Below are 22,511 nucleotides of genomic sequence, written 5' to 3' on the forward strand. Positions count from 1 at the left end.
GGTTTTATTGAAGATGAATATTCGTAAGTTTGCTACTGTTTTTGCCGCTTTTGCGGCATTTGCCGTTATTTCTGCTTATGCGCAGGATGACGAAGTTACTTCGTTCGAAGATTTTGATGAACCCGTCGCGGAAAGCAATGCGACTGATGCTTCCAATGGTGGCACTTCTGAAGTAAATGCTGCGGGCGGTTCCGCAAGTTCCGAAGATGTCACAAAGCTGGACTTGCTTTCGGTTGAAACGGAATCTGAAGCGGAGCAGGCTGCTATTGCAAAACAGGTTGAAACGGTTTCAACGATTGATGCCGCTGAATTGCAAAATACGAGCAAGAGCGTTTCTAAGGCGATTAATTCTGCGTCTGGCGTGAAAGTGCGCAAGTCTGGCGGAATGGGTAGCGAAGGCAAAATCAATATCCGCGGCATGGAAGGCAAGAACATCAAGGTGCTTGTCAACGGCGTTCCTGTCGAAACGCAGGGAAATTTGGGACTTGACGATATTCCTATCGACCAGATTGCAGATATCGAAGTTTATAAGGGCTATATCCCGGCGCGTTTTGCTACAGACGGTGCGGGCGGTGCTATTAACATTGTGACTAAAAAACGCCCGACAAATTCCGTGGATGCTTCTTATAGTTTTTCGAGTTTCAACACGCATAAAGCTTCCGTTGCCGCAAGCCATTTGATTGATAGTATTGCAGGGGCGGCAAGCCTTGAAATTGGCGTGTCGGGTTACTTTAACCATTCCGACAACGATTATGAGTTTACTTCGCCGTACATGAAAAGCTCTACAGGTGCGGATACGAGCGTTGTTCGCGATCACGACCATTATACCTCTTACAATGTGCAGGCTTTTGCAAATTTGATGAACGCCTGGTTTGACCAAATTTCGTTGGGTGCAGGCTTTGGCGCATTTGACAAGCAGATTCAGGGCATTGAAAATCGCATTAAGGAAGCTGCTTCTGAAGGCTATAATTTTGGCGTTTCGTTCGGACTGGACAAGAAGAATTTCTTTGCGAAAAACTTGAATTTCGGTGATAATTTTTCGTTTGGTTATGCCGAAAATAAAATCATCGATACGAGCCGAGTCCATTGTCGTAACTGGTTTAGCTGCGATACGGCGCAAAAGAATGTGGGCGAACTCGTGTCTATGGGGCTTCCGAGATTGCGCACGGTACAAGTGTATGATTTCAATAACTTGCTGAATTTTGATTACCAGTTTATTAAGGATCAAAAGATTTATTGGAATACACTCATCAAGTACCACAAGGAAAATCCTGAAGACGATTACGGTGCTAAAATGGCCCAGTTTAACACGGCGGGGCTTCCGGGAGAAGTTTTCTCGATAACGACGGGACTTTCTCTTGAAAAAAATTTCTTTGATTCGCGTCTCCAGAATCTTCTCGGTTTCAAGTTCCATTACATGAAGGCTGAAATTTCGAATATGCCGACGAGCCTTCTGATTGAACCTGCGGTGGAATCGAACGACTACCATGATTTTAGTTATGATGAAAGCTTGATGTTCAAGGTCGTAAAGCCGCTTTCTGTGAAGGCTTCGTATCAGCATGCTGTGCGCTTGCCGACTCCTGAAGAACTCTTTGGCGATGGCATTCGCGTGAGCGCGGCGACAAGCCTCAAGCCCGAACAGGCTGATAATTTCAATTTTGGAATTTCTGTAGACTTGCAGGAATTGCCGCTTGTGACAAGGCTCCGCTTTGATGGCGATGTGTTTTATTCGTACTACAAAGATAGAATCCATTACATGAGTTCGGCACAGATGTCTACGCCTTACTTTAACATGAATCCGATTCGTGCCTGGGGCTACGAAGGCGACGTAAAGTTGGATGTCAATGAATGGGTTTTGCTCGGGACGAACTGGACTTTCCAGGACTTGCGTAACATGAAATATACGGCAAAACAGGGCGTTCCCAAGAAGGCTATTGTGCCTAACATTCCGCGATTCTTTATGAACTATCTTGCGGAATTCCATATTGGCGATTTGTTTAGCAAAGAAGACTTCTTGAAAGTCTGGTGGTCTGCAAATTATACGGATGAATATTTCTACGGCTGGAAGATTAGCTCCCGCCAGAGCCGTAAAATTAAAGCTTCGTTCACGCAGGATGTGGGCGTAGAATATTCCATTTGGGATAATAAACTGGGCTGGAGCTTTGAAGTTGATAACATCACGGATAGCGAATCGTTCGATAAGTTTGGTGAAAGTAAACCGGGTAGAAGTTTTGCAACAAAGATTCGCTACAGTTTTAAATAGAAGGAGTTTGTAAGAATGTGTTTGTCTGAATTGCAGGAAAATCAAAAGGGTTTGATTCAAAAGATTAACGGGGATTCCCGCTTTATTTCTCGCGTGGTTTCGATGGGACTTCCGCCGAGCAGTCCGTTCTTGGTACTGCAAAATGATGGTCGCTCTCCGGTTCTTGTGTATTCGCACGATACGATGATTGCGATTAACCGCAAAGAATGCATGCAGATTGACGTGGAGATGGCATGAGAACGATTGCTTTGCTGGGACAGCCGAATTCCGGCAAGTCCACTCTTTTTAATGCATTGACGGGTTCGCATCAGCATGTCGGTAACTGGCCCGGAAAAACGGTGGAAAGGGCGGAAGGCTTTTTCACGCAAGGCGAAGAGCTTTATCGCGTTGTTGATTTGCCGGGTAGCTATGGGCTTACGGCAAACTCTGCCGAAGAAGTTGTGACGCGTACATACATTGAACACGGTTATGCCGACATTGTCTGCATTATCGTTGACGCTTCGCAGCTGGAACGCAGCCTTTACATGCTTGCGGATTTTGCGGGCATTGAACGGCCTGTAATGCTTGTGCTCAACATGATGGATGTTGCAGAACAGAAGGGCAAAAAGATTGACGTCCAGAAAATCGAAAAGCTTTTGAACATTCCGGTGCTTGGCTTTACGGCGGCAAATTTGGACGACTATCCGAAATTCTTTGAAACGCTGAATCGTGCGCTTGAAAAGAAGGCGACGATTTCGTCGGATAAAATTCGTGATATTGTTGAACGCGAAGGCGAAAAGTCGCGTTTTGAAAATCTGAAAAAGCTTGAAGATTTGATTGCATCTCTGAAATTTGACAATCGCGAAAGATTCTGGGTTGCATCAAAGCTTTTGGAAAATGATTCGCTTGTGCGTTCGGAAGTCGAAACGGCGGTGACTCCGGAACATTGGAAGCAAATCAAGGAAATTCTGGATGCTGAAGGTGCTGAAGGCGGACTTTTGACGGGTGAAGCGAAGTACCGCTTTGTCTCTGAAGTTCTCCGTGATGCGTCTGAAGGCGAAGAAAAGTCGATGAAGCTTTCTCGCTTTGATAAGATTGCGACGCACCGCATCTGGGGTAAAATTGTCGCATTCTTTATTCTCGTGCTTACGCTTGCCGTGAGCATGATGATTGCAGTCCCGATTATTGCAAGCTGCTTTGGACTCCAGCATGTTGCAGAACCGCTTGTTGTTCAAATGTGCGAAAAGTTTGGCTGGTGGCCTTCTGTAGCGTCGTTCGTCAATGGCGTTATCATTGGCGGGCTTTCTGTGACTGTCGCCATGATGAGCTTTGTCTTTGCGATTCTCGTGACATTTGGCTTGATGGAAGATACGGGCTACTTGGCGAGATCTTCGTATGTGTTTGACTCGTGGCTTTCAAGGCTTGGTTTGCATGGCAAGGCGTTTATGCCGCTGTTTTCTGGGCTTGCTTGCACGGGCGGCGCCGTTTGCGGTACGCGCGTGCTAGATACACGTGGACAGCGCTTGTTTGCGATGGTGCTTTTGTGGTCCATTCCGTGCGGCTCAAAAGTTGCCGTAGTGCTTTTCCTTGCTTCCGTTTTCTTTGGCTCGGCGGCTCCGCTGTTTGGCTTGGTTTATGTAGCGATGATTTTTGCATCGTTCTTGCTTTCGTCTAAACTTTTCGGAAATAAGCTGATGCCGGTGAATGAACGCGTGGGCATGATTATGGAACTTCCGCCGTACCACAAGCCACATTGGAAAATTTTGCTCAAGACGGTTGCTCGCAATGTCTGGGCGGTTTTCAAGAAGGCGATTGCGGTCATTTGGTTTGTGTCCCTTTTGTTCTGGCTTATTTCGTATTCGAAAGATGGAAATGTGGAACATAGCGTGCTTTACACCATTGGCAATGCGATTGAACCGTTTACGCAGATTTTCGGTATGCGCTGGCAACTGTTTATTTCGTATATCGGCGGAATCTTTAGCAAGGAAGCGTCGCTTGGCGTGATGAGCGTTGTCTTCTCGAGTACAACTGATGCGTTCTCGCTTGTTGCCCGTAATGAGGCGGGTGCAAATCTTGGCGAAATGATGCGTGCCGTGGTGACCATCCCGGAAGCTCTTGCATTTATTTTTGCATCCATGTTCAATATCCCTTGTGTACTTGCGATGGGTACAACGTATCGTGAAACGCATTCCCTTAAGTGGATGCTTGCGATTGCGGGTTATTACTTTGCGATTTCGCTTGGTTTGGCGTTTATCGTTTACCACATTGCGCTGTGGGTGCTTTAGGACTTCTTCGAAAAACCCAGACTACAATAGAAGCGGGTATGGCGTGCCAATTGTTGATTCATGCGGTGCGTCATATTTTTTTTATCTCGCTTTGTTCAAAATTTTAAAAATGTTATCCATGTCTAATTGGAGCTTTTTAAAACCGTTTAGAGTAGAATATAAGGGGTGTTCTGACTTATTTTTGACCGTCCGATTGTGTGGTTCAAATGACTCAGAAACGAATTTATTCAGCTTTGTCTTTCAACAAGGCCTTTTACATAGGGCTTGCCGTTGCAATCCTTATCCATATCGCCACACTTTTAAACCCGTATTTCAAGAAACAAGAAATCTCGACGCAACGCCCTGATAGCCCCGTAATGCATGCGGAAAAGGTCTATATCGCGCCCCCTCCGCCTCCAGAAGCGCCTCCGGTCGTGAAAAAGGTCGTTCGTGCTAAAATTATCCCGAAGGTCGTAGAAAAACCGGTCGAAGAACAGCCTCCTGAACCGGAACCAATCCCGAAACCGGTAACAGAAACGGCACCAGTCGCAGTTGCTGAACCTGTTGTCGAAGCGCCGCCTCCCGCGCCCCCCGTGGTCAAGGAACCGCCCAAACCTTCGGCAGATTCTGTGAAAATGGTGACCCGCACGTACTTGCGCTCGCTCAAAAAGCAACTGGAACAGATCAAGGATTACCCTGCGACGGCTAAGCGCCTAAAGCAGGAAGGCACGGTACGTGTGCGGTTTACCATCCTCGCCGATGGCAAGATTGAACAAATTGAAGTTTCGGAATCAAGCCGTTATTCGTCGCTGGACAATAGCGCCTTGGAAGCCGTTGCCAACATGGGCAAATTTCAACCTATTCCAAAACTTTTAGAAAAAGAACGCTGGAGAATCGAAATTCCAATCCAGTACAAACTTAATGCAGGGAGATCGTAATGAACTTCATTCTCGACTTTGTCAAACAGGGCGGTTACATCGGCTACATCCTGGTTGCACTGAACTTTATCGGTTACGCCATCATTATCTGGAAGGTGATTTCGCTAATTGTCTTTAATAAAACCGTGCAGCCGCGTTTGACAGATAAAGTTATCCATCGCGTGGTGACCTGCAATACCGACCATCACATCATTACAGAAAGTATTCGCACTGAAATCGGCCTTGCGTTCTCTCCGCTCACAAAGGGCCTTACGACAGTCGAAAACATCGCATCTATTTCTCCTATGCTTGGCCTCCTCGGTACGGTGGTGGGCATTTTCAACGCATTTACGGTGATAGCGGCCTCGGGCCTTGATGATCCATCCGCTTTTGCGACGGGCATTAAGTTTGCTCTCGTGACAACGGTCCTTGGGCTTGTGGTCGCTATCCCGCACGTGATTGCGTTCAACTACCTGAACGCCCGCATGGAGCAGGAACAGGACGAAGTCGAAAACCAGGTGCTTTTGCACTTGGGCAAGACTTTGCAGGAACGTGACGCAAAGAGAACGGAGTCTCGCAATGGCTAAAAGACGTCGTCGCATATCGCTGGACATGACGCCACTAATTGACTGCGTGTTTTTGCTGCTTGTCTTTTTCTTGGTGACGTCTGTCTTTAAGCAGGACAAATCCGTCCTCAAGCTTTTGTTGCCTGAGACTTCTAGCGAAGTCAAGCAGGAAGTTTCCGAAGGATTCTTTATAGAACTTTCAGAAACCGAAATCGCCATCAACGGTGAATTAGCGACAGTTGAAATTTTGAAGAACAAGAGCGCTGCCGTGCAAAACAAGAAAGCGCCGGTGGCCTTGAAAATCGACAAAAAGACTCCTTACGAAAAAGTCGCAGAAGTCTTGGATGTTCTCCAGATGGAAAAGATTTACAACATACAATTCGTCAATGAATTAAAAAAGGAGTGAGAAGATGTCACGTATTCGAATAAATATCGAAAAGGTGAACGAAAAATTTGAAAACTTCGCAAGGTTCCTGATTTCGCACAGGGCCTTGCTTCTTGTTTCGTTTATAGCCTTGCTTGCGATTTCTATCGTGGGCATGAAAAAGATTTACGTCGAAGCCTCATGGGATAGCTACTTTATCGAAGGCGACCCGATGCTTGTCGAAACGGACAAGTTCAAGGAAACGTTCGGCAATGACTATTTCGTGGGCGTGATGGTCGAAACGGAACAGTCTGTTTTAACGCCGGAAAACTTGAAGCTTTTGCGCGAGCTTTCGAACGAATTGCGCGATAGCCTCTCGTATTCTGACGGTAAGGCAACATCGATTGTCGATTTGGAATACATGCTCGGTACGGACGAAGGCATGGAAATCGTGCAGATCGTGCCGGAAGAAATCCCGACAGATGCAGCGGGCCTTGCCGAAATCGAAAAGCGCCTCGCCGCAAAGCCGGAACTTGCGAAAAAGCTCATCTCTAAAGACCGCAAGCAGGCCTTTATTAACGTGAAGCTCCGCCCGTTCCCGGAAGATTCCGTGTGGAAGGCTGAAGGCGAAGCTCAGGGCAAAAAGGCCGAAGCTCCGGACATGAAGACGGGCCGCGAAACCTCTGAAATCATCGCCAAGGAAAAGTACGCTCCGCTGCACCCTCTTGCAACGGGTATGCCTTACTTGAGCCATCAGAAGCTCAAGTACATCGGCGAAGAAATGAGCCGTATTTTCCTCATTACGATTCTTTGCTCCATCATCGTGATGTTCCTTGTGACGCGTTCGCTCCGCGGAATCGTTTCTCCGCTGATTACCACGTTCGCGGGCGTCATCATGACTTTTGGCTTGGTCGGCTATCTCGGTCTTTATATGGATGCGACCAACATCATGGTGCCTGTCATCTTGGCGTTTGCCGTCTCCATTGCGTATAACATTCATATCCATTCTTTCTTCCGCAAGAATATGATGCTCACGGGCAAGCGCAAGGAATCTGTGCTTTACGCCATGAAAGAAACCGGCTGGTCAGTGCTGTTCTCGGGCCTCACGACGATTGTGGCACTTCTGTCGTTCCTGTCGGTGATGCTTAAGCCTATTCGCTCCGTGGGCATCCTCTCTTCTATTGCTGTTGGCTTCATTCTCCTTGTGGCTCTTACAGTTTCGCCGATTCTCTTGAGCTTTGGCAAGGACAAAAAGCCGAACGCCAAGGTGCTTGAAAAGGGTGATACGCGTATGGGCATCATCCTCAATAATCTCGGTCAGTTTGTTCTGACTCACGGAAAGCCGATTGCAATCATCTTTGCTGTGATTACCGCAATTTCGATTTATGGCGTCACCAAGATGGAACCCGCTTTTGACGTGGAACGCACTATGGGCCGCAAGGTCGAATACGTGAACAAGATGCTCTACGTTGCCGAATCTGAAATCGGTAGCTTCTACTCTTACGACTTGGTGATTGACTTTGGCGAAAATGACAAGGCTAAGGAAGTTGATAATCTCAAAAAGCTGGAACAGCTGCAGGATCACGCCCAAAAGTATCCGCTGACAAAACGTTCCACTTCCATTCTCGACATCTTGAAGGATTTGGACCGCACCTTGAACGAAAATCGTCAGGAAATGTACGCTATCCCGGAAACGGAAGAACAGGTGGCTCAGCTCTTGCTCTTGTACGAAAATGCCGGCGGTTCCGAAGCAAGCTACTGGATGGATTACGATTACAAGAAGCTCCGCTTGATGGTCGAAATCTCGAGCTACAACTCCAACGAACTCCAGAAGGAAATTGAGGACTTGCAGAATTTCGCACGCGAACTTTATCCGAATGCGAAGGTGACAGCTGTGGGTAACTTGCCGCAGTTTACCGCTATGCAGCAGTATTTGGAAGTAGGCCAGATGACATCCTTCCTCATCTCTGTCGTGATTGTGGCGGTGCTCTTGATGATTGTCTTCGGCAGCGTCCGCACGGGTCTCATCGGCATGATTCCGAACATCGCTCCGGGTATTTTCGTGGGCGGCTATCTCGGCTTTAGCAACATCCCGCTCGACATGATGACGGCTACGCTTATCCCGATGATCATCGGCCTTTCCGTGGACGATACGATCCATTTCATCAACCATGGCCATGTGGAATTTGACCGTTGCAAGGACTACAAGGATTCCATTCTCAAGGTGTTCCGTGCTGCAGGACCTGCTCTTGTAATGACAACGATTATCATGGTGGCGACATTTGCGGGCTTTACGACTTCGCAGGCCACGCAGATGTTCAACTTTGGCTTTGTGGTGTTTGTGGGCCTTGTCTCGGCTTTGCTTGCCGACCTGTTCGTGACACCGCTTTTAATCAAGAAGTTTAAAATTTTCGGAAAATAGGAGGATTCTATGAAAATTTCAAAAATTGCTGCGACGCTCGTTGTCGCTCTCAGTGCAATGTCTATGGCTCAGACGAATGCCCGTGACATCATGGTCAAGGTCAAAAACCGCCCGGATGGTGACACGCGCTCTTCCTCGATGGAAATGAAGCTCGTGAACAAGAGCGGTAACACCCGTGTCCGCAAGATTACTTCGTATGCAATGGACGTGGGCGAAGATACCAAGACCATCATGTTCTTCCTTTACCCGAATGATGTGAAAGGCACGGGTTTCTTGACCGTGAACTACGATGACGTCAACAAGGAAGACGACAAGTGGCTCTATCTCCCGGCTTTGAAGAAGACACGCCGCATCAGCGGAAAGAGCTCCAAGACTGATTACTTCATGGGCTCCGACTTCACATACGATGATATCGGCAAGCGCAATGTCGATGAAGATACGCACAAGCTCTTGCGCGAAGAATCGGCAGACGGTTTCGATTACTACGTCGTCGAATCGACTCCCAAGAAGGAAGGCGAAATCTTCTCCAAGAAACTCGTCTGGATCCGCAAGGATTGCGATGTCGTCGCCAAGGTCGAATTCTACGACAAGCTCGGCAAACTCCATCGCCAGATGGTTTCTTCGGACATCAAGAAGGTTGACGGTTTTTGGACGGTCGGCAAGATGGAAATGAAGAACGTGCAGACGGGACATTCTACAGAACTCCTTTTCCTCGATCCGAAATACAACATCCAGCTCGATTCCAAGATTTTCTCTGTGAACAAGTTGGAACGTGGGTTGTAGTTAGTAGACAGTAAAAACTCTGCTTATTGTCATGCCCGCCATTGCGCGGGCATCTCCCATTAAGGAGGAAAAATGTTTAAAAAAACGGTTTTCGCGTTATTGTCCGCAGCGATCGCCTTGTCCGTACACGCCCAGGAAGACGAGCTTTCTCTGCAGCTGAACGGCTTTGTGGATTCGTATCACGCGCTGCAGGTGGAACATCCGCATAAGATTATGTCTTCGCGGACGCGCCTCCGTCTAGAAATGCGTGCGAATTACGGCGAGGCTTCGCTTTTCTCGAGCGTCAATCTCGCGTACAACAGCCTCATCAAAGACCAGTCGGGAGCGTTCCTTCGCGAAGCGTATTTCGATTACGCCGGCAAATATCTTGAAGTCAAGGCGGGTCGTCAAATTATCACGTGGGGCGTTGCCGATGGGCTTCGCCTTACGGACTTGATTTCGCCTATGGACTACACGGAATTCATGGCGAACGATTACGACGACATTCGCGTGCCGGTGAACGCCATCAACCTCAAGTATCCTGGCGAAAGCTTCTCCGCCGAACTCGTCTTTGTGCCTGTTCCGGAGTACTTCGTGATGCCCTCGGGCGAGGACAATCCGTGGACGATGCCGTTGCCTGCGAATACGAGCATGGACTTGAGCGGTACTCCTGAAAAGCGTCTCAAGAACAGCGAAGTGGGTGGACGTCTGCGTTTCTTCCTGGAGAATCTCGATTTCTCGCTTACGGCGCTGCGCACTTTCAATAAGTCTCCCGTAACGATTGCAAGCTTCAATCCGGAAACGAAATCTGCCGTGATTAAGGGCATCTACGAGCCGATGAACGTTGTCGGTGGCGATGTCTCTATCCCGGCGGGTGAGCTTGTGATTCGTGGCGAGGTGGCTGCGTATTTTGGCGAGCCCATTGCCTTGAAAAATTCTCGCGATTACTGGCTGCGAAAGACGTTCAACGCATTGCTCGGTATTGACTGGTACGCGGGTGATAACTGGACGTTCATGTTCCAATACATGCACAAGGTCGTCATGGATTACCGCGAAGTGTTGGGAACGGAACAGAATACGTCCATGCTTACGGCTCGCATCTCCAAGGAACTCCTGAACAATACACTCAAACTTTCTGTTTATGGGATGTACGACGTCGATAATGTCGGTTTCTATATCCGTCCGGCGGCAGATTACCTGCTGAGTGACCAGATTACGGTCTCGTTGGGCTCTGATATTCTTGGCGGGAGGCGCGGTACGTTTAAAACTTACAAGAAAAATACGCAAATATGGGTAAAAGGTAAGTATTTCTTTTAGTGGAGTCACTTGCCGTATGGGATGAAAATGCCTAAATTTAGACAGAACTAAGTTAGATTAACCTAATAAAATTGGTTTAGACTAAAATACTTGGTTCGGTCTAATTTTTGAGAGAGTGAGATTATGTTAAAGCCCGTACCCGATAAGAATCTGATTCAAATCCAGAATACAGATTTCTTTTCTCATTATATGTTGCAAAATAAAACTGGGACGGGACATCTACTAACGTATAACGTATTGCCTGGGCTGCAAGTCTTCTACAGCAATTTCCACCTCAAGGAATTTACTTTCAACTTTGAAAATCAAGGCAAGAACTTGATTGTGCTTCATTGCCATAACGGCAGCGCAGAATGGCTGAATTCGGATTCCATGCCGAAATCCATGGAAGAGAATGGCCTCGTTTTGCTCGACAATATGCCGGCCAGCAAGACGTTCAAATTCCCGGTGCATTGCTACCATGGCATTGCGGTCGTGTTCTCGATGGACCGCTGCCAATGTGAACTCATGAATATGTTTAAGGCGGTCGGTGTTGACTTTGCAGCCCTTATCGAAAAAATCCAGCCGCTTACACTTCCGCTGAAACTCCCGTCTAGCGAGCACGTGAGCCATATTTTCTCGGAACTCTACAGGCTTCCGAAAAACATCCGCTTGCCGTATTTCAAAATCAAAGTGCTCGAGCTTATCCTCTTCTTGAGCCGTCTCGATTCCGAAGCCAAGTACGAAACGGCGGCGCTGATCCCAAGCGCTTACAAAGGCAAAATGGAACTCCTGCGCGAAATTCTCCGCGAAAATGTCGAAGAGCATTTGACGCTTGAACAGCTTTCCAAGCAAATCGAAATGAGCCCGACGCAAATGAAAAAGTATTTCAAGCTGGCGTACGGCGATTCCATTTATTCGTACCTCAAGACGTACCGCATGAAAAAAGCCACCCAGCTTTTGCTAGATGGCAAATTCAATGTCGCCGAAGTCGCAAGCCGCGTGGGCTATACAAACTCCAGCAAGTTCGCGCAAGCATTCAAGGAATACACCGGCTGCTCGCCCAAGGAATATAAGAACAAGACCTAATCCGTGGCGCATCTCGCCGCATCTCGTTTAAGCGTCGTCTTTTTCCGTGTCGCTTTCGGCGTGCTTCTCTTCGTGCGTTTCTTCATCACGGCTAAGCGGTCTATGTTCGGCAATCTTGATTTCACGCTTGTTGATGTACATATTCTTATCGGCCTTGTTGAACGTCTCTTCAATCGTCGTTCCCTTGGCGTAAGATGCAATTCCAAGTCCGCAAGCAATTGAAATCTGTTTCCACGGGAACGAAGCGTTTTTAGTCAAGTCCATGCTTTCCTTGAGTTGTGTCATAAGCTCGGAGTGATTTTCTAAATCCCTGCCCGTAAGGACTACCAGGAATTCGTCGCCGCCAATTCTAAAGACGGGGCTGTGCGTGAAAATCTGGCAAATCAGCTTGCAGGAATTCACAAGATAGGCGTTTCCGTTTTCATGGCTGTAAGTGTCGTTGATTTCCTTGAGGTTGTTCGTGTCGAGAACTGCGATGCCGTACGATTTCACCTCGCCTCTTTCAATGCGGTCCTTGAGCTCGGAAAGGTAGCTGTCATAAGCCATCTTGTTGCGCACGCCTGTGAGCGAGTCTTGGAAGGCGAGTCCCTGCATTTGCTTCATGTGCTGGATGATGTGGAATTTTGCGGCCGCAAAGCTCTTAGCAAGTTCTCCAATTTCATCATTCTGCTTGATGTTGAATTCGGCGTTCATGTCACCGGTAATCATCTTCTTTGCTTCTTTCGTGAGCTCCTTGAGCGGCTTTGTAATGCTTCTCGAGAAGAAAATCGTGATGGCGGTTGTGAATGCAAGGAGGAGTAAAATAAAGATGATGCTTTGTCTGATGTGCCTATTTCGCTGGGCGTTGATTTCAAGAATCGGTGCTACAGTAACTAGGTTCATCCCGTTAATAAGAGGTGTTGATAACATAATCTGGTCTTCTTCTGGCTTGAATGTTAGACCGTTGGGGAGGGTGGGGTGGTAAAGCACAAAGCCCTCACTATCTTCCAAGAAGGCAAAACCGCTTTGCATAAAGTGCACCTGTGAAAGCTGCTTGGTCATTCCGTCAAAGTCAATGTCGATGCCTGCGACGCCAATTTCCTTGTTGTCCAGGAACATCGGAATAACGTAAGAGATGATATAAGCGTTGATGTTCTTGTTGTAGTAAGGCGGAAGCCAAATCGGATTTCCTGTCATGATCGGCTTGTAGTACCATCCTACATGTTCTACATCCGATGGGCTGTATTGCTTGATGTTTGTAGTAGCGTGGTTTTCGAACATCCCGTTGGATGGATTTCGGACGAGGTAAACTCCTTCGCTGGAGTGTGTGATGTCCGGGTTGAATCTGACAAATACGCTTTTTGTGTTAGAGAGGCTGCTTATGGTTGACTTAAGACGTTCTCTAATGCCATTGATGTTTCTAGACAAATTGTTAGGGTTCGTCAAAAAGGTTGAATCGTCCTTGATCTGGGAAAAAACGCCCGCAGCCGCAGCCATCGTGTATTTTTCGTGGGATTCAAACAGATTGTTCAGCTTGGCAGCTTCGCTGTTGGCCTGGTCCCGCATGTATTGCATGGAGTTGCGCTGAGTCGTCTTGCTGATGAACAACGTGCTGAGAATTCCAAGCGATAGTGTGCCGATAAGCGTGCTTGAAAGTGATAGGACTAAAATTTTTGTCTGGATTGAAAACTTCATAATTTACTCGATTGCGTTACGGCTTTTCAACATGTTGTTTTCGGCATTGGCAAGCTGCTCAGAAAGTGAAGACGATTGCGTGTCTTCGCAAATGGCAATGCCGATGGACAGGCGAACTTGTTCCCACGGGTTTTCTGCGTTGGCGGTGTTCTTTACACTGCTCGCCAATTTTTCTTCAAGTTCCTTGCGGTTCTTTAAATCGTCGTTTGTGAGGACGACGATAAATTCGTCTTCATTTACTCTAAATACGGGGCTGTGGTCAAATGTGGTGCAGATGAGCCTGCTTGCAGTTTGCAATAACGTGATAGCCTTTGTATTGCCGAACTTGTTCTTAATCTTGAAAAGGTTGTCAACGCTTGCAACGAGAATCCCGTAAGACTTGATCTCTCCTGAAGAAGCGCGCATGCTGAATTCTGCGATGTAATGGTCAAATGAATTCCTGTTGCGGACGCTTGTCACCGGATCCCTGAAGGCGAGCCCCTTGATATGTCCCATCGTTTCGGCGAGCCTCATTTTTGCCTTGACAAAACTTTGGGCGAGGTCTCCGATTTCATCGTTTCTGGTGATGTTGAGCTCAATTCCCATCTTGCCGTCGATGAGCCTGTTTGCGTAATCGGTCAGGAGTTTGAGGGATTTCGTAATTGAATTTGCAAAAATGAGCGAAGCGAAAATAAAGATGACCAGAATCAGCATCGTAATCAGCACGAGATTTTTGATGAGGCTATTTCGGTCTGCGGTAATGGATGTCTTGGGAATGACGAACGTCAAGTCCATCCCGTTGATGAGCTTGTTGTGAACGAGGAGGTTGTTGTCGGGGAGTGTGTAGGGCCTCCCCCTCGGAATGCTTGGATGGAAAAGAATGCTGCCGTTCTTGTCGGCGATGAATGCGTAGTCGTTGTCAAAAAGCCTTATGGACGCAATTTCCTGTGTGATGTAGTCAAAGTCGATATCAACACCGACAATGCCGATTTCCTGGTTGAACTTGAACAACGGAATGACGTACGAAATCATGTAGATGCCGGTGTTCTTGTTCATGTAGGGCTGCATCCACGTGGGCCGCTTTGTCTGTACCGGTACGTAATACCAGCCGACATGCTCGATGTCGCTCGGGTCGTACTTTGAAAAGTCGGTGGGGTCGACAAATTTGAGGTTGTGGTCTTTCGACGTCTTTGTCATGAATATGCCCGAAGTCGGGGGCGTAAGCTTGGGATTGAACCGCAAGTAGGCGGCTACCGCCTTTTCGGTATTGCCGATAGTGAGGCGGATGAGTTCGCGGCTCTTTTCGGTGAATTCCGCAAGCAACGTTTCGTCAGTCAGCTGTTCAAGGCTGTCCAGCATGCCGCTGATGGCAATCTCTAGCGTGTTGACGTATTGCTCGATGCTTTTGAGACGGCTGTTTATTTTTAGGGTTTCGGTGTTTGTCAGGGCGTGGAGGTTTCGTTCCGTTCCTTCATGGACAACCTTGTCCGTAGTGAACAGGCAGAGTCCTCCGAATGCAAGTGCGCAGAGAATTAGCCCTGAAAGAGCAAGTGTCAATACTCTTGTCTGTATTGTAGCTCTTAACCGACGTCTCATCTATTTCCCCAAAATTTCGATGACCTTTTTGTTGTTTGTGGAGCCCATGACAACCGAAACATCTCGCTTGTGGACGTGGAAGTAATCGGCTATCAGTTCGCAAATTGCCGCATTCGCGGCTCCGTCGACTGGCGGCGCCTTGACCTCAACCTTGTAGCTCCCGTCGGGCTGAGGTGTGACGCTCTCTCTCTTGCTGCGCGCGTGTACCTTGATGTTGATTCTCATGGTGCGCTAGGTGAGGGCGATGCCGTCGTTCTGTATCGTCGCGGGCGCCTCAAATTCTCTCTGCTGGTCGTTTTCCATCGCGGAGAGGAGTTCGTCCTGGCTGTGGATGAGGGCGCGGCAGCGGATAAAGTAGTTTGTGCGGAGCTGGCGGAGCTGCTCAATTTCGGTGCGGAGGTTTTCGCTTTCGCGCTTGATGCTCTCGACTTCGCGCATGGCGCGAGCCTTTGCTTCGGCGATGATGATTTCCGCTTCCTTTTCGGCAGATGCCTTCACTTCGTTAATCGTGCGCTGCATCGTCACAACGGCGTCCTGAATCGTCTTTTCGATTTGGCGGTAGTAGTTCACGCGTTCTTCGGCGACTTTCAGACGTTCGGTCAGGTTCGTGCGGTCGCGGAACATGTTTTCAAACGCGGTCGCCGTGGTTTCCAGAAAAGCCTTCACTTCTTCCGGATCGTACCCCTTAAAAGATTTCTTGTGGAAAGTCTGGTTTCTAATATCAAGCGGAGTGAGTTCCATAAAATCCTGCTTTTACGCTATAATCTATTATATAAGTAAAAGATATAAAAGCTTTGGGCGGTTTATAGAACTTAGTTAGCAGAACTTAGAACTTAGAGGTGATTTATAGAGCTTAGTTGGCAGAATTTAGGGGTGTTTTCTAAGTTCTAAGAGCGAAGCGAGCTAAGATCTAAGTTCTGGAATTTTGTATTTGCACATTTACTAACCACTAACCACAGCCTACTGCGAACTAAAAATATCTGTTTACATCTTGTTAATACATTGTGCTTTCGCTGAACGCTTTTTGTTTGAGTCCCGTTAAGGGTGAAAAATTACCCTTTAGGCCGATTGTAACCCCTTGATAAATACCGACATTTTACTAAATTTGAGTCTCAAAAAAATTCTGTTTTCATAGAAAGGTTTTTATCATGAAAAGAACATTCCAGCCTCACAATCGTAAGCGCGTTAACAAGCACGGTTTTATGGCCCGTATGGAAGACCGTTGGGGTCGTGCTGTCTTGAGCCGTCGCCGTGCTAAGGGCCGTAAGGTCCTCACCGTTAGCGACGAAATCTATAAGAAGTAAGTCGGGGCTGGCTTATAGCCACTCTGCGTTCTTATCGGCTGCCCAATCAGCCCGCTTACCGGCAAGTAGCCGTCCAAGGGAAGTTTCTCCGCGCGCCTGCTTTTAGCATGCGATGGATTGAAGCTCCGGACGGTTTTTGTCGTTTCTGCTTCTTAGCCAAGAAGAAGAACGGAAATGCCGTGTATCGCAATAAGTGCCGTAGGATCCTACGTCCACTGTTTTATGGTATTGTCCCGAATATCAAAAAGCCCGTCTGGGCAATGATTATCGTGAGCGACAATTCCAAGGAAATGTCCTCTGAACGTTTCCGCGAATCCGCCCAAAAAATATTCCACAAGATGGAATGGGACAAGCAACCGGATGTGGCAGAAGCTTAAAAATGCCCTGGTGGCGGCTTTGATTGCCCCCATCCGTCTATACCAACTGGTACACCCCTATTTTTTTCATGGGGTCTGTAGATTCCAGCCTACGTGTTCAAACTACGCAATTGAAGCTTTACGCCTACACGGGCCTATCAAAGGTTTCTATCTTGCGGTTTTTAGAGTCTTAAGATGCAACCCCTTCTGCAAGGGCGGATATGATCCCGTTCCGCTCCCTAAGGATAAAAAATGAACAAGAATACACTCATTGGTTCCATCCTTATCGCGGTCATCGTGATTTGGTGGATGGCTGTCAATAATGCAAATGCCGAGGCGCAGGCTGCAGCCCGTGCCGCACAGGCTAAGGCTAAAACCGAAAAGCAGGTCGCCGCGGATTCCGCAAAGTCGCTCGTGATTCCGAGTAAGACGCCTGAAATCAAGGCTGCTCCGGTCTTGGGCGGTACAGACGAAAGACGAGAGACGAAAGACGAGAGTGTAGACTCTGCAAAGGTCGCCCCGAAGGCTGAAATTGCTGAACGCTCCGTGACGGTCGAAACCGACAAGTTCATCATGACCCTCACCAACAAGGGTGCCAAGGTCAAGAGCATCATCGTGAAGGCTCTCCCGGATTCTACCGGCAAGTTCCCGGAACTCATCCAGGATACGACGCTCGGCGCATTCGACTTGAAGCTCGACAACGCAGACTTGAGCGAAGCGATGTTCGAACTCGGCAATACGCCTGCAAAGATTGTCGTGAACGACAGCGCAAAGGTCCAGTTCGCATTCCAGGACGCAAACGGCAACCAGGTCATCCGTTCTTATGGCTTCACCAAGGAAGGTCCGGCAGTCCGTCAAGAAAACAAGTTTATCGGTTTCCAACCGACAGCTTACGAGCTCGCATGGAAGGGCGGCCTCAAGGAAACGGAAGATATTCCGAAGTCCAAGGGCATCATGGGCATCGGCGGTGGTGGCACCTACTACTTCAGCGAAGTCGTCTTCAATGACCGCTATTCTGTGGAACGCGAAATGCCGCGCGAACAGGCTTCTTTCAATGCTACAGAAGGCAAGATCGTTTGGGCAGGGCTGCGTCGCAAGTACGTGGCCATGACGGTCCAGTTCGACGAAGCTGTTCCGGCAGTGCTCAAGACAAAGCCGATGAAGGTCGAAGATAGCGAAGTTGATCCGGGCACGTACAAGCTTACGATTGCCGACGATTTCCGTGGCGCTCAGTCCCTCAGCTACGATTTGATGATTCTCCCGCTCAAGTGGGATGAACTCTCCGCTCTCAACAAGGACTACGAAAAGATTATCGTGAGTGGCTGGAGCTGGTGCGGTGCAGACGTCTGGTTCGTCTGGATTTGCAAGATGCTCCTCAAGCTCTTGAACCTCTTCTACAGCATCATTCCGAACTACGGTGTTGCCATTATCCTCGTGACGCTTATCGTTCGCGGTGTTACGACTCCGTTCACCGTGAAGCAGATCAAGTCCACGCGTGGCATGGCCGCTCTCAAGCCGCAGCTCGACGAAATCAATGTGAAGTACCGTACCGACCCGCAGAAGAAGCAGGCTGCTATGATGGAACTTTACAGCAAGAACAACATCAACCCGCTCGCAAGCTGCACGGGTGGCTGCCTCCCGATGCTCATCCAGATGCCGATTTTCATGGGCCTCTTCTTTGTGCTTGGCCGTGCAATCGAACTCCGTGGCGCACCGGCATTCCTCTGGATTTCTGACCTCAGCCGCAGTGACGTTGTCTGGAACGGTATCAGCATTCCTATCATCATGCCGTCTGGCCTTGCCATCCTCCCGTGGCTCATGGTTGCAACGACTTACTTCCAGACCAAGGTGACGATGGGTGCTAACGCTGGCATGGATCCTGCGCAGCAGAAGATGATGGTGTGGATGATGCCTGCCATGATGCTCTTGTTCAGCGCCGTGATGCCGTCTGGTCTCGTGCTCTACTGGATTATCGGTAACATCTGGAGCATTGCTCAGTACAAGTATATCTACAGCAAGTTCCCGCCGGTTAACGGCAACAAGCCCGCCGCTTCTTCCAAGCTCAAGGGCAAGAACGTCAAGGACGCTGAAATCGTGAAGTAACTAGGTGTTGTCATGCCCGCCACCGAGCGGGCATCTCCCTTCGATTTTATCAAGTGCGCGGGACTGCCCGCGCATTTGTCATTAAAAAAGAAGCCGCATCCACGGCTTCTTTTTGTATTGTATGTCATTCCCGCCAGAGCCTGTCCTGAGCACAGTCGAAGGAAGCGGGAATCTCTTTTTTTATTTGCTTTTCTTTAGCTTCAAGATTCGCTTGACGCTTTCGTCGATGCGCGATTCCTTGATTTCGCCTTTTTTGACAGCCTTGACAACGGCATCAAAAACCTGCGTGAATTCTCTGGAACAAAGCACCACATCGACGCCAGCCTGGATGGACTTGATCGCCGCTTCGGCATTGCTGAATTGCTTGGTGATGGCGCCCATGTCCATGGCGTCGGTCACGATAACTCCGTCAAAACCGAGCTCGCCGCGGAGCTTATCCTGCAAAATAACCGATGATAACGTTGCCGGTAAATCATCGCCGGATACTTTCGGGGCGGCAATGTGCGCTGTCATAATCATCTGGGCGCCAGCCTTGATTCCCGCTTTGAACGGGATCATTTCGCATTTAAGCATTTCGTCCCATGTTTTGTCCGTTGAAGCATAACCGTAATGCGTGTCTGTGCTCACGTCGCCATGCCCTGGGAAATGCTTGAGTGTGCCGATGACGCCTGCGGATTCAAGACCATTCAAATAGCTCACTACAAACTTGGCAGCGGTTTCCGGGTCGTCCGAGAACGCGCGCGGACCGATAACGATGTTGTCTGGATTCGTGTTCACGTCCGCAACAGGAGCGTAGTCAATGTCGAAACCGTATTTCTTGACGTAAGTCCCGATGGTAAATGCGGCTTTGTAAGCCTCTTCCGGGTCGTCACTTTCTGCGATGGCGGCCATGCTTTCGTATTTAGGCACATCAAAATTTTCGTTGTTGGCAATGCGCGCGACGCGACCGCCTTCTTCGTCAATGGCGAGGAGCGGTGAACCGTTCAGTTCCCTAATTTCAGCGATGAAGTTTCCAAGCTGGGTTTCATCGACAATGTTGTGCGCATAAAGAATCATGCCGCCGATAGGGTAGTTCTTGTTGACTGCGAGCATGGTCTTGTTGACTTGCTCTAGCTTGTAATTGGGGAGCTCCGCGTATTCGTTCCAGTGGATGGTTGTATCCAATGCTTCCGGGCGCACAAAGAACATCTGCCCGACTTTTTCGCGGATGGACATTTTCTGGATGGCGGATTCTTCAGGCGAAGGCCCGCTCGAACTGTCATCACCGCAGGCGACAAGAGAAAGTGCCGCTACACATCCAAGGATACTTGCAATGGCGTGCTTTTTGTAAAACATAAAATCACCTCAAAAAATTATTCTTCAACATCAAACGTTTTGCCAGCGTACATCTTGAGCAATGCCTTTGACAGTTGTGGCTTGTTGACTAACTTATCCGTATCTATCGTTTTCTTTTCACCCTTGATGTCGAAGGAAACTGTAGCCCCGTCGTTTGTAACGTCCATTTTCACTTTGGCGCCCATGACAATCGGCAAGTTCACATCGTCATGCCCGGCCGGGAATCCGCAAATCACGGGAATGTCGTATTTCTTTAAATACTTGGAAAGCATCGCTTCTGTGCTTTCGTAATCAAGGTCTGTCCCGGAGCTTACAAATTCGCCAAGGATAACGCCTCTCACGTTTTCCATCACGCCGTGAAGCTCAATGGAATGGAACATGCGGTCGATGTTGCGCAAGTTCTCGCCGATTTCTTCCATGAAGAGGATGATGCCGTCATCTTGGAAAACGTCAATGTCGCTTGCGCCAACGAGTGGCACAAATGTCGACATGTTGCCGCCTACGAGAATGCCCTCACCTTTGCCCGTCTGGTTGAATTCGTGTTTCGGTACTTTGTATGTGGGAACTTCGCCTTTGAGCAAATCGCGCAGCAGCGTACTGTTGTCGTCTTTCCCTTCGGTCTTTGCGATACTTGAACTCATGGTGCCATGAATGCTCATGACGCCCGCTTTGGTCTGCATGGCGTGTAGCGTAGTCACATCGCTGTAGCCGATAACCCATTTCGGATTGTCTTCTACGATTTTCGGGTCGATTAAATCAACGAGCTGGATGGTGCCGTATCCACCGCGGTTGCATAGGATAGCCTTGATGCTTGTATCCTTGATGGCGTTCACGAAATCTTCAGCGCGTTCTTCGGCGGTGCCTGCGTACTTGCCCGCATCAAGCTTGCCGACGTTCTTGCCGATGACCGGTGAGAATCCCCAGTCCTTGAGAACGTCTGCGGTTTTCTGGATGGTGGAATCGGGGACCGTGTAGGAGGGCGAAAGGAGTGCCACCTTATCGCCTTTTTTCAGGAAGGCGGGTGCGATGCATTCGGCAAGTGGTTTGTGTATTAGCCCTCTAGGGGCTGTCGATGAGTCATCGCCGCAGGCGGTAAACATCATAGATAGGCATAATACCGCGAATCCTATCGTTTTTTTCTTGAAACCCATAGAGCTCCCCTCTAGATAAAGTTTTAATCCTTCTGTAAGGTCTAATATATATATGTTTTTATGCGGGAGTAAACTTTTTGTATCATTTGGGTCGGGAATGATATAATTTAAATTGGGAAATAGATTAATATCACATTTTTTAAGGGGAAAAAGGGTATTGCGCTTAGTGTTTTCCCAATGATTCTTGGTGAATCTGTTCCAGCACTTCGCCCCTTCTGCGATCGATTTCTTCGACGAATCGAAGCATGAGTTCGTCCTTCCTTGCCAAAGGCATGCTCAACTTAAAGACGTTGACAGTGTGGACTTTAATCGTGGAATATTTGAGAGATGGACCATAGCCGAAACAGCCTTGTTCGTTGTAGTTCGGCGTGACGATACGGACGCAGTCTGCATCGTATCCACGTCTGTTGCCGTGCCTGTCGTACAGCATCGTAGCCACATTTGGCGGACAAATATCGCTAATCACGATACCCAAGGCGATGTAATGCTGCTTTGGCGTGTAGAATTCAACGATGTCACCCTTCTTGAAATGTAAGTTTTCCCAGCCTTTGAACATGCGCTTTTCTTCGGGGTCGCTTGATACCGTAGAAGTGTCGTCCTTTACTAAAAGCGTACCGTCGGGGCCATACCAACGCTCAGAAGTACGTTCCATAGCGCCTTCCAGGGTCGTGATGATGTAGGCGTTGCCAGGGCGTTCGAATACGTGGAAACCAAAGAGCGGCTTTTCCTTGTTGGGGTAATTCTTGGCGTATTCAAGAATGTCATGCTCGGTTTCTTCCAAGCTCGTGGTATAAATCATACTTTCCAGCTGGAGGTCATATCCGATACCTTCGCCGTGATCAACAGCGTAGTCGGGCTCCTTGCCGTGGAAATCCTTGGAGTAAGCGTACGTGACGAAGTGGGAGTTGTTCTGTGTGGCTTGTTTCTGGTTTTCCATACTGTATTCTATCCCCTAAAATAGCCCTGCCTTAAGTGACAGCGACTGTGCGTAATATGTATCGGCTTGGAAAATACGGATGTAAACCGAGAATGAAGAAATTTTTTCTGCAACAAAAAAAGTCAGGCTCATCACCTGACTTTTTTCGTTCGTTGTA

The 22,511-nt window shown here is 48.4% G+C and carries 21 protein-coding genes; 14 read left to right on the forward strand and 7 right to left on the reverse strand.

Annotated elements, in window-relative coordinates; genetic code table 11:
* The first annotated feature begins 13 nt into the window (after positions 1-13).
* The 10 genes from FSU_RS10595 to FSU_RS10640 all read left to right on the forward strand — a co-directional run bounded on the left by FSU_RS10595 (position 14) and on the right by FSU_RS10640 (position 11,919).
* Entirely contained in the window at positions 14-2,263 is a 2,250-nt protein-coding gene (locus tag FSU_RS10595) for a TonB-dependent receptor (RefSeq protein ID WP_014546403.1), read from the forward strand.
* Positions 2,264-2,278: 15 nt separating this feature from the next.
* A complete protein-coding gene (locus FSU_RS10600) occupies positions 2,279-2,500 on the forward strand; it encodes a FeoA family protein (RefSeq protein ID WP_014546404.1) in 222 nt (73 codons plus the stop codon).
* Positions 2,497-4,527 (forward strand): ferrous iron transport protein B, encoded by a 2,031-nt coding sequence (feoB, locus tag FSU_RS10605; RefSeq protein ID WP_014546405.1) that lies wholly within the window; start codon positions 2,497-2,499, stop codon positions 4,525-4,527. The genes FSU_RS10600 and feoB overlap by 4 nt, the downstream gene beginning before the upstream one ends.
* Positions 4,528-4,733: 206 nt before the next feature.
* Positions 4,734-5,444, forward strand: a complete 711-nt coding sequence (locus FSU_RS16670; protein WP_014546406.1) for an energy transducer TonB — start codon at positions 4,734-4,736, stop codon at positions 5,442-5,444.
* Positions 5,444-6,010, forward strand: coding sequence for a MotA/TolQ/ExbB proton channel family protein (locus FSU_RS10615; RefSeq protein ID WP_014546407.1), 567 nt, complete (start codon positions 5,444-5,446; stop codon positions 6,008-6,010). The genes FSU_RS16670 and FSU_RS10615 overlap by 1 nt, the downstream gene beginning before the upstream one ends.
* A complete protein-coding gene (locus tag FSU_RS10620; RefSeq protein WP_014546408.1) occupies positions 6,003-6,395 on the forward strand; it encodes an ExbD/TolR family protein in 393 nt (130 codons plus the stop codon). The genes FSU_RS10615 and FSU_RS10620 overlap by 8 nt, the downstream gene beginning before the upstream one ends.
* Before the next feature lie 4 nt (positions 6,396-6,399).
* Positions 6,400-8,775: an efflux RND transporter permease subunit gene (locus tag FSU_RS10625; protein WP_014546409.1), complete on the forward strand. Its 2,376-nt coding sequence runs from the start codon at positions 6,400-6,402 to the stop codon at positions 8,773-8,775.
* A 9-nt stretch (positions 8,776-8,784) separates the two neighbouring features.
* On the forward strand, positions 8,785-9,558 hold the full coding sequence (locus FSU_RS10630; RefSeq protein ID WP_014546410.1) for an outer membrane lipoprotein-sorting protein: 774 nt from the start codon (positions 8,785-8,787) through the stop codon (positions 9,556-9,558).
* A gap of 72 nt (positions 9,559-9,630) precedes the next feature.
* Entirely contained in the window at positions 9,631-10,854 is a 1,224-nt protein-coding gene (locus tag FSU_RS10635) for a DUF1302 family protein (protein ID WP_014546411.1), read from the forward strand.
* 123 nt (positions 10,855-10,977) lie between these two features.
* Positions 10,978-11,919, forward strand: a complete 942-nt coding sequence (locus FSU_RS10640; protein ID WP_014546412.1) for a helix-turn-helix domain-containing protein — start codon at positions 10,978-10,980, stop codon at positions 11,917-11,919.
* A gap of 27 nt (positions 11,920-11,946) precedes the next feature.
* Here the strand turns inward: FSU_RS10640 and FSU_RS10645 are convergent, their stop codons facing one another.
* The 4 genes from FSU_RS10645 to FSU_RS10660 are packed head-to-tail and all read right to left on the reverse strand — an operon-like array spanning position 11,947 to position 15,909.
* Positions 11,947-13,593 (reverse strand): sensor domain-containing diguanylate cyclase, encoded by a 1,647-nt coding sequence (locus FSU_RS10645; RefSeq protein ID WP_014546413.1) that lies wholly within the window; start codon positions 13,591-13,593, stop codon positions 11,947-11,949.
* 3 nt (positions 13,594-13,596) lie between these two features.
* Positions 13,597-15,129 (reverse strand): sensor domain-containing diguanylate cyclase, encoded by a 1,533-nt coding sequence (locus FSU_RS10650; RefSeq protein ID WP_244263618.1) that lies wholly within the window; start codon positions 15,127-15,129, stop codon positions 13,597-13,599.
* Positions 15,130-15,168: 39 nt separating this feature from the next.
* Complete coding sequence (locus FSU_RS10655; RefSeq protein ID WP_014546415.1) at positions 15,169-15,393, reverse strand: DUF167 domain-containing protein; 225 nt, start codon at positions 15,391-15,393, stop codon at positions 15,169-15,171.
* Positions 15,394-15,399: 6 nt separating this feature from the next.
* Positions 15,400-15,909 carry a DivIVA domain-containing protein gene (locus FSU_RS10660; protein ID WP_014546416.1) on the reverse strand — a complete coding sequence of 170 codons (510 nt, stop codon included), beginning with the start codon at positions 15,907-15,909 and terminating at the stop codon, positions 15,400-15,402.
* Positions 15,910-16,316: 407 nt separating this feature from the next.
* Here FSU_RS10660 and rpmH point away from each other — a divergent pair, with 407 nt between their 5' ends.
* Genes rpmH through FSU_RS10680 form a run of 4 tightly spaced genes read left to right on the forward strand, consistent with a single transcriptional unit; the run spans position 16,317 to position 18,931 of the window.
* Positions 16,317-16,472: a 50S ribosomal protein L34 gene (gene rpmH / locus FSU_RS10665; protein WP_014546417.1), complete on the forward strand. Its 156-nt coding sequence runs from the start codon at positions 16,317-16,319 to the stop codon at positions 16,470-16,472.
* 38 nt (positions 16,473-16,510) lie between these two features.
* Positions 16,511-16,849 carry a ribonuclease P protein component gene (locus FSU_RS10670; RefSeq protein ID WP_073423802.1) on the forward strand — a complete coding sequence of 113 codons (339 nt, stop codon included), beginning with the start codon at positions 16,511-16,513 and terminating at the stop codon, positions 16,847-16,849.
* Complete coding sequence (gene yidD / locus FSU_RS10675; protein WP_014546419.1) at positions 16,833-17,084, forward strand: membrane protein insertion efficiency factor YidD; 252 nt, start codon at positions 16,833-16,835, stop codon at positions 17,082-17,084. Before FSU_RS10670 ends, yidD begins: the two co-directional genes overlap by 17 nt.
* Entirely contained in the window at positions 17,081-18,931 is a 1,851-nt protein-coding gene (locus FSU_RS10680) for a YidC/Oxa1 family insertase periplasmic-domain containing protein (protein ID WP_014546420.1), read from the forward strand. Before yidD ends, FSU_RS10680 begins: the two co-directional genes overlap by 4 nt.
* Positions 18,932-19,111: 180 nt before the next feature.
* Here FSU_RS10680 and nagZ read toward each other — a convergent pair whose 3' ends face one another.
* The 3 genes from nagZ to FSU_RS10695 all read right to left on the reverse strand — a co-directional run bounded on the left by nagZ (position 19,112) and on the right by FSU_RS10695 (position 22,354).
* Positions 19,112-20,266 carry a beta-N-acetylhexosaminidase gene (gene nagZ, locus FSU_RS10685; protein WP_014546421.1) on the reverse strand — a complete coding sequence of 385 codons (1,155 nt, stop codon included), beginning with the start codon at positions 20,264-20,266 and terminating at the stop codon, positions 19,112-19,114.
* 17 nt (positions 20,267-20,283) lie between these two features.
* The gene (locus FSU_RS10690) at positions 20,284-21,417 is read right to left on the reverse strand and encodes a S66 peptidase family protein (protein WP_014546422.1); all 1,134 of its coding nucleotides are present in this window, start codon (positions 21,415-21,417) and stop codon (positions 20,284-20,286) included.
* 163 nt (positions 21,418-21,580) lie between these two features.
* Entirely contained in the window at positions 21,581-22,354 is a 774-nt protein-coding gene (locus FSU_RS10695) for a hypothetical protein (protein ID WP_014546423.1), read from the reverse strand.
* Between the last annotated feature and the right edge of the window lie 157 nt (positions 22,355-22,511).

Source organism: Fibrobacter succinogenes subsp. succinogenes S85, assembly GCF_000146505.1.
In the GTDB taxonomy this organism is placed as follows: domain Bacteria; phylum Fibrobacterota; class Fibrobacteria; order Fibrobacterales; family Fibrobacteraceae; genus Fibrobacter; species Fibrobacter succinogenes.

Bases quoted from the DNA above. Each gene is read 5' to 3' on its own strand.
- FSU_RS10595 (WP_014546403.1), top strand. From the start codon at position 14: ATGAATATTCGTAAGTTTGCTACTGTTTTTGCCGCTTTTGCGGCATTT.
- FSU_RS10600 (WP_014546404.1), top strand. From the start codon at position 2,279: ATGTGTTTGTCTGAATTGCAGGAAAATCAAAAGGGTTTGATTCAAAAG.
- feoB (WP_014546405.1), top strand. From the start codon at position 2,497: ATGAGAACGATTGCTTTGCTGGGACAGCCGAATTCCGGCAAGTCCACT.
- FSU_RS16670 (WP_014546406.1), top strand. From the start codon at position 4,734: ATGACTCAGAAACGAATTTATTCAGCTTTGTCTTTCAACAAGGCCTTT.
- FSU_RS10615 (WP_014546407.1), top strand. From the start codon at position 5,444: ATGAACTTCATTCTCGACTTTGTCAAACAGGGCGGTTACATCGGCTAC.
- FSU_RS10620 (WP_014546408.1), top strand. From the start codon at position 6,003: ATGGCTAAAAGACGTCGTCGCATATCGCTGGACATGACGCCACTAATT.
- FSU_RS10625 (WP_014546409.1), top strand. From the start codon at position 6,400: ATGTCACGTATTCGAATAAATATCGAAAAGGTGAACGAAAAATTTGAA.
- FSU_RS10630 (WP_014546410.1), top strand. From the start codon at position 8,785: ATGAAAATTTCAAAAATTGCTGCGACGCTCGTTGTCGCTCTCAGTGCA.
- FSU_RS10635 (WP_014546411.1), top strand. From the start codon at position 9,631: ATGTTTAAAAAAACGGTTTTCGCGTTATTGTCCGCAGCGATCGCCTTG.
- FSU_RS10640 (WP_014546412.1), top strand. From the start codon at position 10,978: ATGTTAAAGCCCGTACCCGATAAGAATCTGATTCAAATCCAGAATACA.
- FSU_RS10645 (WP_014546413.1), bottom strand. From the start codon at position 13,593: ATGAAGTTTTCAATCCAGACAAAAATTTTAGTCCTATCACTTTCAAGC.
- FSU_RS10655 (WP_014546415.1), bottom strand. From the start codon at position 15,393: ATGAGAATCAACATCAAGGTACACGCGCGCAGCAAGAGAGAGAGCGTC.
- FSU_RS10660 (WP_014546416.1), bottom strand. From the start codon at position 15,909: ATGGAACTCACTCCGCTTGATATTAGAAACCAGACTTTCCACAAGAAA.
- rpmH (WP_014546417.1), top strand. From the start codon at position 16,317: ATGAAAAGAACATTCCAGCCTCACAATCGTAAGCGCGTTAACAAGCAC.
- yidD (WP_014546419.1), top strand. From the start codon at position 16,833: ATGTGGCAGAAGCTTAAAAATGCCCTGGTGGCGGCTTTGATTGCCCCC.
- FSU_RS10680 (WP_014546420.1), top strand. From the start codon at position 17,081: ATGAACAAGAATACACTCATTGGTTCCATCCTTATCGCGGTCATCGTG.
- nagZ (WP_014546421.1), bottom strand. From the start codon at position 20,266: ATGTTTTACAAAAAGCACGCCATTGCAAGTATCCTTGGATGTGTAGCG.
- FSU_RS10690 (WP_014546422.1), bottom strand. From the start codon at position 21,417: ATGGGTTTCAAGAAAAAAACGATAGGATTCGCGGTATTATGCCTATCT.
- FSU_RS10695 (WP_014546423.1), bottom strand. From the start codon at position 22,354: ATGGAAAACCAGAAACAAGCCACACAGAACAACTCCCACTTCGTCACG.